Origin of the sequence: Bartonella sp. MU70NMGDW, from assembly GCF_042194085.1 — a bacterium.
Lineage (GTDB): Bacteria > Pseudomonadota > Alphaproteobacteria > Rhizobiales > Rhizobiaceae > Bartonella > Bartonella grahamii.
On record NZ_JBHIMK010000004.1, the window covers coordinates 1 to 11,148 of the forward strand.

7 protein-coding genes are annotated in these 11,148 nt (G+C 38.8%); 4 read left to right on the top strand and 3 right to left on the bottom strand.

Translation table 11 applies throughout. The features are described 5' to 3' along the window. Window positions 1-1,015 precede the first annotated feature (1,015 nt). Entirely contained in the window at window positions 1,016-1,270 is a 255-nt protein-coding gene (locus tag ACFIKE_RS00745) for a hypothetical protein (RefSeq protein WP_375648165.1), read from the bottom strand. A 1,113-nt stretch (window positions 1,271-2,383) separates the two neighbouring features. Then, window positions 2,384-3,073, bottom strand: a complete 690-nt coding sequence (locus ACFIKE_RS00750) for a YggS family pyridoxal phosphate-dependent enzyme (protein WP_375648166.1) — start codon at window positions 3,071-3,073, stop codon at window positions 2,384-2,386. A gap of 165 nt (window positions 3,074-3,238) precedes the next feature. On the opposite strand from ACFIKE_RS00750, the gene leuS reads away from it, so the two are divergent. Then, a complete protein-coding gene (gene leuS / locus ACFIKE_RS00755; protein ID WP_375648188.1) occupies window positions 3,239-5,881 on the top strand; it encodes a leucine--tRNA ligase in 2,643 nt (880 codons plus the stop codon). Continuing rightward, a complete protein-coding gene (lptE, locus tag ACFIKE_RS00760) occupies window positions 5,868-6,464 on the top strand; it encodes an LPS assembly lipoprotein LptE (protein ID WP_375648167.1) in 597 nt (198 codons plus the stop codon). Before leuS ends, lptE begins: the two co-directional genes overlap by 14 nt. Here lptE and fsa read toward each other — a convergent pair. Beyond that, a complete protein-coding gene (gene fsa / locus ACFIKE_RS00765; protein ID WP_375648168.1) occupies window positions 6,461-7,114 on the bottom strand; it encodes a fructose-6-phosphate aldolase in 654 nt (217 codons plus the stop codon). The genes lptE and fsa overlap by 4 nt on opposite strands. Window positions 7,115-7,690: 576 nt before the next feature. Here fsa and ACFIKE_RS00770 point away from each other — a divergent pair. Both ACFIKE_RS00770 and ACFIKE_RS00775 read left to right on the top strand, forming a co-directional pair. Beyond that, the gene (locus ACFIKE_RS00770) at window positions 7,691-8,005 is read left to right on the top strand and encodes a hypothetical protein (RefSeq protein ID WP_375648169.1); all 315 of its coding nucleotides are present in this window, start codon (window positions 7,691-7,693) and stop codon (window positions 8,003-8,005) included. Between the two features lie 243 nt (window positions 8,006-8,248). Continuing rightward, a complete protein-coding gene (locus ACFIKE_RS00775; protein ID WP_375648170.1) occupies window positions 8,249-10,444 on the top strand; it encodes a primosomal protein N' in 2,196 nt (731 codons plus the stop codon). The last annotated feature ends 704 nt before the right edge of the window (window positions 10,445-11,148 follow it).

Sequence of the window (11,148 nt, forward strand, 5' to 3'; positions counted from 1 at the left end):
ATGCGTTGACCATGTTTGGCCCAGAAGCTTTCTGGATCATCGATGCTTTCTCGATACCATTGTTGATAAGTTTCCTCGTCGAGCAAAGTATTTTTTTTGATCTCTTCTGATACTGGATAGATTTTTTCAGTCATGTTTCCCTCTTTTTATTTTTTAGAAAAATCAGCCATTGTATTTTTATATTTGTGGCAGAGTCGTCCCTAAAGCTTTTCATTGTGAGGTTAGACTAAATGACAAAGATTGGAATAGTCAATTTTTAAAATCTGATGTGATGATATTAAAGAGGGTATTCTATGCTTTTAGGATACTCAAATGTGGCAAAACCTATTGCGGTATAGAGCTTTTTATAAACGCATAAAGACATTTTAAAAATGTCTATTATAAAATATTTCTCAAAAGTTGATATAAACCAATATCGTTAAAGAAAAGACTCATAAGAAAGAATATTGAGCTTATTAATAATGATTTTTTTAGAGAATCTTTCCAAATATAATAAATAAACTTATAATAAAAAAGATATATTAAACCAAAAAAATGTTGCTATAAGCGATTCAATAATTTTATGAGTAAAATCTGTGATTATACATGATAATTTCTCATTAATAGTATCGTTGCTAATTTATTCGGAGTGCTTGCAACTCATCCAATAAATATTAATATAAACCAAAGTATCTACATAAACTATCAGAAATAATGAACAGAATTACTGTATATAATGTTGATTTTATAGATACTTTCCAACTGTAACCACCAATTTTTTTAAAACCAATAGCATATATAGGGATGAATACAATGAGAATGCAAAACAGTCTTATGATTTCATAAAGAATATTCATTATAACAAAATCCTGATTATAAGATGTGATCCACAATAGATATCTCCGAAAACTATTTTGTCCACAGATGTAGATATTTAATTTTGGTATATTCTTTCGAATATATTTACAGAATTATTTATCTTCAGAGATATCTTTGTAGCTACTTTTTATAAATTAGAACCAACAATTCTTATAAATTAGAACCAACAATTCCAAGCTGACTGTCCAAAGCCATAAATAGCGCCTCCAATGAGTCCCCCTGCTGCTCCTGTTAGCCCTCCCTGAACTCCTAGTGTAGAGGCGTGTGAAATCATGTTATTAGCAAAACCATTAAAGCTACATGCATTTCCATGAGTATGTTTTGATATTCCATGAAAAGGTCTTGAATTGTGCGAATGACCAAAAGAAGGCTTTGTCACCATATGACCGAATGTGTTGAATGAACCAAACATATTAATTCTCCTTAATTATCCACATTAAAAGTAGTATCATAATGATACATTTGAAATGGCTATCGCGTATTTTTAGAGAAATGTCAAAGATAAACTTTAAAAATGGCAATAAAAATACTGTATAAATAATAACTATATTATGTATATTAAATATTATTCTTTATAATATAATAATATTATTTATAATATTTTAAAACACAAGAAATGACATCATATTTTTTATTAATTAAAGTTTAAAATTAGAAAAATGTGCATCTGAAAAATTGGTGTTTTTCTCTTTGTTTATGAGAACGATAAAGAAATAATGATAAAGAAATATCGTTATTGAAATCGATCTCATTGCCATTGTTTTGCCTGCATGTATTATGCGCATATGCTTGGGATTAGTTCTTTTATTTTTCAGGCGAATATTGACCGTATTTTACGCTTTGTAGAGCATAGAAAGTCTTTATGCTATTGTTGGACCTTATAGATTGCTATTCATGTTGTTTAGCGCGGCTCTTGGTGCTCTATTGGGCAATTGAGATGTTTATTTTTCTCAAGTGGCTTACATGAAAGAGTTTTGTTACTGTATTATGCAGCCATAAGCCTCTTTTTGCCTGCTTTACGCCATTGGCATGTGGGGAAATTGTTTACGCGTGTTGGAGAAGTTAAGAGAATTCGTGGTTTTTAATGGAAATCATTGCGATAATCGTATTAAATATTCTTTTGTAATTAGTGATTTTGCGATAGTTTTTTCATGAATGCGCAACGCCCCTCTTATCATTTTGCCTTTATATAAGGATTTATTTTTTACGTTGCTTTTGCTGGAGAGGCGGTCAGAGGGGAGGTGAAGTAGAGCCAATGTGCGAGAATATGAGAGCCAAATTGCAATGCTATCTTAAATCTATTGTACGTGTTGTGGATGTGCTGGTGAGAATTTTGAGAAGACCAGCTTTTTTGCTTATTTTGCTAACAGGATGAAAGAGGGACTGGAATCTTTTTTGCTAGAATTGCTCTTATTGATATTGAAGGAAATATTTTTTCTCATTTCTGTTGTTTTTGGCTTGTTCGTAGAATTTTCAATGGGAATTTATATGAAGGGGGAATGAATTTATATGAGAGGAAATTGCTTTACACAGGGCGTTTTCCAAATAAAGCGGAGCCAATGCGAAGGACGTTAGAGCCAAACTGTAGAGCGGTTTTGAAGTCACTGGACATGCCCATGGAAAGCTTTGGAAGACCTGCTTGTTTTGCTAATTTTGCTAAGAGCGCGAAATAGGGTCCGGGGTTTTCATCGACAGGGGGGATGCCCATAAGACCGATGATATCAAGTCCATAGTTGTTTTTGCATTGGTTGACAAAAGATGTCGCTTCTTGTGGTGCGATACCACTTTTTTGCGGTTCTAAGCCAATGTTAACCTGAACATAGCAAGGAAGATGCCTTTTTTGTTTTTCCATTTCTTCAGATAAGCTTTTTGCTATTTTTTCACGGTCAACCGTTTGAATAACATCAAAAAGTTTGACCGCCTCTGCTGTTTTATTTGATTGTAGGGGACCGATGAGATGAAGCTTAATATTTTCAAATTGTTGACGTAAAGCAGGCCATTTTTGTGCCGCTTCTTGTACGCGGTTTTCTGCAAACAAAGATTGGCCTGCTTGTAAAAGGGGACGTATATCAGCGGCAGAAACAGTTTTTGAAACAGCGATAAGTTCAATTTCTTCTATAGGGCGTTGTAGCTCTTGACATGTTTCAGCAATGTCTTTTTGAAGGTTTTGCCATGCTTCAATGGAAGGGGCGTTGAGGGGCGTTTGTGTATTCATATTTTTGTGCTTTGCCTTTTTTGTTCAAGAGTTGGTCGTTTTTTAAAAGTTTTATAAAATACTTAGGGAAATATTTCACGAAAATGTTGACGATGAGCTTAATCCATGGTCAAGCATAATAAAACAAGTTTTTTGGTTCAGTTTTATTAAAAGAGTATAATGGGAATGACGATTGAACATTATAATATAGGCGAACGCTATAATCCACGTGCGAGAGAAAAAAAATGGCAAGAAATTTGGGATGAAAAGAAAATTTTTCAGACTGTTCAAGAAGATGCTCGTGAAAAATATTATGTTTTAGAAATGTTTCCTTATCCGTCAGGCCGCATTCACATGGGGCATGTGCGCAATTATGCCATGGGGGATGTGGTGGCACGCTATAAAAGGGCAATGGGTTTTAATGTGCTTCATCCTATGGGGTGGGATGCTTTTGGTATGCCGGCTGAGAATGCTGCTCTGCAAAGTAAAGTGCATCCTAAAACTTGGACTTATCAAAATATTGCTGTAATGCGCGGGCAATTAAAGCAATTAGGGCTCTCTTTAGATTGGACGCGTGAATTTGCGACTTGTGATGTGGAATATTACCATCGTCAACAAATGTTGTTCCTTGATTTCTATCAAAAGGGGTTGGTTGCACGTAAAGTGGCTAAGGTGAATTGGGACCCTGTTGACCACACTGTTTTGGCCAATGAGCAGGTTGTTGATGGGCGGGGTTGGCGTTCTGGTGCGTTGGTGGAACAGCGTGAATTGACGCAGTGGTTTTTCAAAATTAGCGACTTTAGTGAAGAGCTCTTGGCTGGGCTTGAAGAGCTGGAGCAGTGGCCCGAAAAAGTTCGCACTATGCAGAAAAATTGGATTGGAAAATCACAAGGTTTGCTGATTCGTTGGGCTTTAAAGTCGGCGGGTGATGCTGATGATGTTTGTGAGAAATTTGATGAGGTTGTTTGTTATTCAACGCGTCCTGATACACTGTTTGGCGCTTCCTTTTTGGCTCTGTCTGTTGATCATCCTATTGCACAAGCTTTGGCAAAAAAAGACAAAGCGTTGAGTGCTTTTATTGAAAATTGTCGGTGTGGTGGGACGACAACAGCAGCACTTGAAACAGCTGAAAAACAAGGATTTCTTACGCCCCTTTTGGCAGTTCATCCTTTTGATTCAACAGTACATATTCCTGTTTATATCGCTAATTTTGTGCTTATGGACTATGGAACAGGGGTTGTTTTTGGTTGTCCGGCTCATGATCAGAGAGATTTTGATTTTGCGCGTAAATATGATCTTCCAATAAAACCGGTGGTTTTGCCAAAAGGAGAGCAAGCAGAAGATTTTGTCATTGCTGAAACAGCTTATACGGGTGATGGTGTGATGATCAACTCCAGCTTTTTGGATGGTTTGACACCTCAACAAGCTTTTGAAGAAGCAGCCAAAAGGCTTGAAGAACAAATGCTCAATGGGCAACCGCAAGGGAAAAAAACAGTGCAATTTCGTTTGCGTGATTGGGGGATTTCGCGGCAACGTTATTGGGGGTGCCCCATTCCGATGATCCATTGTACATCTTGCGGAGTGATTCCAGTGCCACGTACCGATTTACCGGTTGTGTTGCCTGATGATGTTACTTTTGATCAACCTGGAAATCCTCTTGCACGGCATGAAAGGTGGCAGAATGTTACTTGTCCTTCCTGTGGTCAACCTGCCAAACGTGAAACCGATACTATGGATACATTTGTTGACTCTTCTTGGTATTATGCACGCTTTACGGCTCCTTTTGCGCAGGAACCTGTCGACAAACAAGCAATCTCTGAATGGTTGCCTGTGCAACAATATATTGGTGGAATTGAGCATGCCATTCTTCATCTTCTTTATGCACGCTTTTTTATGCGTGCCATGAAATTGATCGGCCATGCGACTGTTGATGAGCCTTTTAAGGGGCTTTTTACCCAAGGTATGGTGGTTCATGAAACCTATCGGGATGATCAAGGGTGGGTTTCTCCAGCAGAAATTTCCATTGTTGAAAAGGATGGAAAACGACAGGCTTATAAATTGACTGATCAAAGTGAAGTGATGATTGGTTCGATTGAAAAAATGTCGAAATCCAAAAAGAATGTCGTTGATCCTGATGATATTATCGCATCCTATGGCGCGGATACTGTGCGTTGGTTTGTGTTGTCAGATTCTCCTCCTGATCGGGATGTCATCTGGACAGAATCTGGTGTTGAAGGAGCCCATCGCTTTGTACAGCGTGTTTGGCGCCATGTGGCTTTGAGTGCTTCTGTTTTAAAGGATGTGGCGCCTTGTGCAGGGCATCAGGGGGCAGCTTTGGAACTCTCAAAGGTCGCACATCGCACGCTTTGCGCTGTAGAAGATGATTTGGAAAAATTTGCTTTTAATCGGGCTATTGCACGCCTTTATGAATTCTTGAATATTATGGCACCGTTGCTCAACAAGATAGCAAGTGTTGACGATGAAATGAAAGCTTCTTTACGTCAAGCCATGGATTTTTTTCTTGCCATGATTGCACCCATGATGCCCCATTTAGCAGAAGAATGTCATGCTGCTTTAGGAGGAAAAACTTTAATGTCTGCGCTTGCTTGGCCTGTTTATGACAGCGCGTTAATCGTTGCGGAATGCTATACTTTGCCAGTACAAATTAATGGTAAGAAACGCGGTGAGGTGAGCGTTGCAGCAACAGCAAATGAAACGATGATTAAAGAAGCGGTTTTGGCTTTAGATTTTGTAAAGGCACAGCTGGTTGAAAAGCCTGTGAAAAAAATCATTATTGTTCCACAAAGGATTGTGAATGTCGTTTTTTAAAAGTTTGATTCTTGTCGTTTTAGCTGGTGTATTCACACTGTTGTGTGGATGCAAAGTTGAACCGCTTTATCGTCAAGAATTGCAGAGTGCAATGACAATGAATTCTGCTTCTTATGGGAAGCCTGTTTCTGGGCAAGCTTCTTTGGGGCTTTCAGCAAAGCTTGCTTCTATTGTTGTGGAAGAGCCTTCGGATCGTTTTGGTCAAATGGTGCGCAATCATCTGCTGTTTCTTTTGTATGGAAATGGTGGTAAACCTTCTCTACCTGCTTATCGATTGGCATTGCAGATATCTGTATCTACAAGAGAATCTATGCAGATAGAGGTTGATTTCGAGAAAAAACGAAAAGGACGACCTTCTGTTGGAACTGTTATGAGCAGAGCTTCTTATACTTTGCAGGATATGAAAAATACTCTTGTTGCAAAAGGAACAGCAATGATGAATGCATCTTTTGACCGACTTCGTCAAGAATATGCAACGATGCAAGCAGAAGAAGATGCAAAAAAACGGGTTGCTGAAGAGTTGGCTGAACAGATTTTTTTGTTACTTTCAAAAGATCTTTCCAATAAAAACTCTAGATATTAAGCAATATTTTGTCCTGTTTTTTTCCAGTCGTTGAGAAATATTTGCAACCCTTTATCAGTGAGAGGGTGTTTGACTAGTGCTTTTAATATTGCTGGTGGAACTGTTGCAACGTCAGCACCACTGAGTGCTGCTTCTTTGACATGATTAACGGTGCGGATTGAAGCGGCCAAGATTTGTGTTTCAAAGTTATAGTTATCATAAATTGTGCGAATTTCATGAAGCAGTTCACTTCCATCATTTCCACAATCATCAAGTCTACCAATAAAAGGTGAAACGAATGTTGCGCCTGCTTTGGCAGCAAGTAAGGCTTGATTGGCAGAAAAACAAAGTGTGAGATTTGTTTTTAGTCCTTCTTTTGTGAGGGCTTTACAGGCTTTTAATCCATCGAGTGTTAAAGGAAGCTTGATACAAATATTGTCGGCAATCTTTGCTAAAACAGCCGCTTCTTTCATCATGCTTTCAAATTCCGTTGCTGCAACTTCAGCAGAAACAGGTCCGCTAATGAGAGCACAAATTTCTTTTGTAACATCAAGAATATTGCGTCCTGATTTTAGGATAAGAGAGGGATTGGTGGTGACACCATCAACAAGGCTTAAATTCTGTAACTCTTGAATTTCTTCAATATTGGCGCTATCCACAAAAAACTTCATCTCTAACCTCTTCTTGTTAGCTTTTATCATATTTTTTGTTATGCGCTATTGTTGATTGCAAAAGCAAGAGAAAGAATTAATCTCTGTATAAAGAACAAGAATGCTATGATGTTAACCATGTACTCGTTTTCGGTAAAGAAATATGATTTATTGTTTCCACACCCATTTTGTAACGTTGTTCGGGATAAGGTATAGGACTCATTGTGTACCAACATTTTTGCGTATTGGAATCTTTGCGTAGCGGTATTTTTATACTTATGAAAACAAACTAGCATTATTACATATTTTGTTCATTTCCTATTTGCGATTGCTCTAGATATTTGAGAGTGCATCATAAGATACCTCCTTTTTTCAGGGGGGTACGGTTAACCTCATTTTTGATAGAAGCGAATGGATTTATTTTATCGTAAAACACCATTGAAGAAGGCATGTAAATTTTACACATGAAGTGTTTTTTATGGTCAATACATTGATTTATTCTGTGTTACTCATTCTTCAACAATACGCTTTTGTGCTGCTTGTATTGTTGCTTGATTCTCAATCAAGCTGAAAGATGTAGGCACGTGTTTCCATGTTTTGGCACAAAGCCAAGGTGAATATTGTAACGGTTCCATTTGCAATACTATTCTCCCTGTAATTCAAATCATAGGAGACTCTCTCATTGATAAGGATTTACAAATGTTCCTCGATGAGTTTGAAATGAGAAAAATTCATCGTACTGATGGTTTTTATTACAATAGGTATAATGATGATTATATTTTTATAAATCAGTTTGTTGAAGATAAATTGAGATATGAAGCGGTAAAAAATAAACGTGTGTGTTGGGAAGAAGTTACACTATGGGATCGCTTTGTTGAAGAGCGCACTGACGATATCATGTTGAATGCTTAATAGTGATGCGCTTTATTTGCACAGAAGAATGGCGCTAGTTTTTTTGCTATAAAGTTTTTTGTTATAGACGATGAGATTGGTTCTTTGGTGATGGGATGAGTATTAAAAAGAATTCTTGTGAGAAAAGTGTTGTGATAGGGGGGATTGAATCCTGTAATGAATTTTATAAGAGTGTTTAAAGATAAGGTTTAGACCTGTTGGTGTTTAAGAGGTCATAGATTGGTTTAAAAGATGAATTCAAACATGATAGAGGAAAAGATTGTATCCGTATTGGTTCCTCTTCCTGTTGCTCACGCTTATAGTTATAAAGTTCCATCTTCTATGGAGGTGAACATTGGTTCCTTTGTTCGGGTTCCGGTGATGGGGCGTGAGCTTTGCGGTTTTGTTGTGGATGTTGGAGAGAAGACAGCAGGTGGGCAAAGGTCTGGTTCGGTGGCACGTGAAAAATTACGCTCTTTGCTTCATGTTTTTGATTGTCCCCCCTTAAAGGCAGAAATGATTACATTTTTGCGTTTTGTTAGTCGCTATACAATGGCGCCTTTTGGTCTTGTGGCGCGATTGGTTTTGTCTGTACCGGCTGCTTTAGAGCCGGAAGCTCAAATGCTGGGTTTGCGATATTGTGGTGGAAATGTAGAACGTCTCACACCAGCGCGATTACGGGTTTTGGAATTGGTGCGTAATGAGAAGATATGGACACGTTCTGGTCTTGCGCATGCGGCTGGAACTTCGGTTTCTGTTGTTGAAGGTTTAAAAGCGCTAGGGGTTTTTGAAGATATTATAGTTCCTGCTCCTGATCTTGTGGCAATGCCTGATCCTGACTTTTGTCCTCCTCAGTTGCAGGGAGCGCAAAATGAAGCAGCAACAATGTTGCGGGAAGGTGTTTTATCTTCTCAGTTTCAAGTTTTTTTGCTTGATGGTGTTACGGGATCAGGAAAGACAGAGGTTTATTTTGAAGCGGTTGCTCAAGCCTTTAAAGAGGGCAAGCAGGTTTTAATTTTATTACCGGAAATTGCTTTAACACAGCAGTTTTTAGATCGTTTTTATGCACGTTTTGGCGCTGCGGCAGCAGAATGGCATTCTGATTTGACGCCACGTCGTAGAGAACGCGTCTGGCGGCAGGTTGCAGAAGGGCGGGTGCGTGTCGTTGCGGGGGCTCGTTCGGCACTTTTTCTTCCCTTTCATGAGCTTGGCTTGATTGTTGTCGATGAAGAGCACGATAGCGCTTATAAACAAGAAGAGCGCATTTTTTATCATGCGCGTGATATGGCTGTTGCGCGGGGCTCTTTTGAGCATTTTCCTGTTATTTTATCTTCAGCCACACCGTCGATTGAAAGCCAAGCCAATGTTTTAAAAGGGCGTTATCAAAAGGTGCATTTACCTTCCCGTTTTAAAGAAGTAGCACTTCCACAGTTGCGGGTGGTTGATATGCGCCAAGGAGGGGTGCAAAAGGGGCGCTTTATTTCCTTTGCTCTTGAAAGGGCTTTAAAACAAACGCTTGATAAGGGCGAACAAGCTCTTCTTTTTCTTAATCGTCGTGGTTATGCACCTTTAACTTTATGCCGAATTTGCGGACATCGTTTTCATTGTACTGATTGTTCAAGTTGGTTGGTAGAACATCGTGCGCAAGGGCAATTGAAATGTCATCATTGTGGGTATCATGAACCACTTCCTCAAGCCTGTCCTGAATGTGGGACATTAGATCATCTCGTGGCTTGTGGACCGGGTGTGGAAAGAATTTCAGAAGAAACACAAATGCTTTTTCCTCAAGCGCGATCATTGATTCTTTCAACAGATCTCAAAGGAGGGATTGGGCAATTGCGAAGCGAATTACAAGCCATTGCAAATGGCGATGTGGACATTATTATTGGAACACAGTTGGTCGCTAAAGGACATCATTTTCCCAAGCTCTCTCTGGTTGGTGTTATTGATGCTGATCTTGGTCTTGCCAATGGCGATTTACGCGCAAGTGAACGTACCTACCAGCTGCTATCTCAAGTTACCGGAAGAGCAGGGCGTGTGGGATTGGAAAGCTTAGGATTATTGCAAACTTATCAACCAGATCATCCGGTCATCAAAGCCTTACTTTCATGTCAGCCAGAAGATTTTTACACACGTGAGATTGCAGCGCGTCAGCATTATCATTTGCCTCCCTATGGGCGGCTTGCCTCTTTGATTGTGTCTGCACAACAGCGCCAAGCAGCAGAACATTATGCGCGCGCATTGCGTCAAGCAGCGCCGCGGGAGAAAAATATCTCGGTTATGGGACCAGCAGAAGCGCCTTTGGCTTTGGTTCGGGGGCGTTATCGTTTTCGGCTTTTGCTGCAAGGACAACGCTCTTTTGATATACAAGGGTTTATACGTGCAATGCTTAGCGGTGCACCCAAAATGCCCAGTTCCGTTCGGGTTCAAATTGATATTGATCCGCAAAGTTTTTTCTAAAACCAGTATCGCATAAAGTGAAGGTCTCTTTAGCTTAAGGTGCTTTACTTTGATATTATATATTTCAGAATAAGCATTCAAGCAGCAGAATATGATACATGTGCATTGCATTAAGCAGAGCTACGGGAAAAAATATCTTTGTTATGGAACCAGCAGAAGCGTCTCTATTATTCGAGGACACTATCATTTCGGCTTTTACTCCTTTTTTGTTTTAGGGACAGTACCCTTTTGATAGGCGGATTCTTTTTATAAGGGCGGATTATAGGGTCTGAAAATGCTTAGCTGTACACCCAAAATATCCAATTTTATACGGGTTCAAATTGATATTGATCTATGCTTTTTCTAAAATCAGTGCAATATAGTGCCATATAATATAGTGCCGTATAAAGTGAAGCTATGTTGGCTTAATGAAGGTCGTGTTTTTGATGTTGTTTGACCTTAAAATCTTATGAAGCAGCATTCATAAGATGTATTAGTGCTGTACGAGTCGTACTTGCTTTTGTATGTTAGATTAGGGCGAGAATATTGCATATATCTATTTTATTTATCTTTGACGAGCACACAGACTCATTTGGGAGCGTAAAGGTTAAAATGAGCATTCATCGTTGTCGTCCTTATTTATGGCTCTAGAATTTTCAAAAGCGTCCATAATTATAATTTTTATAAATAATAAAATATTGATTTATAGTGATAATATGCCGTTA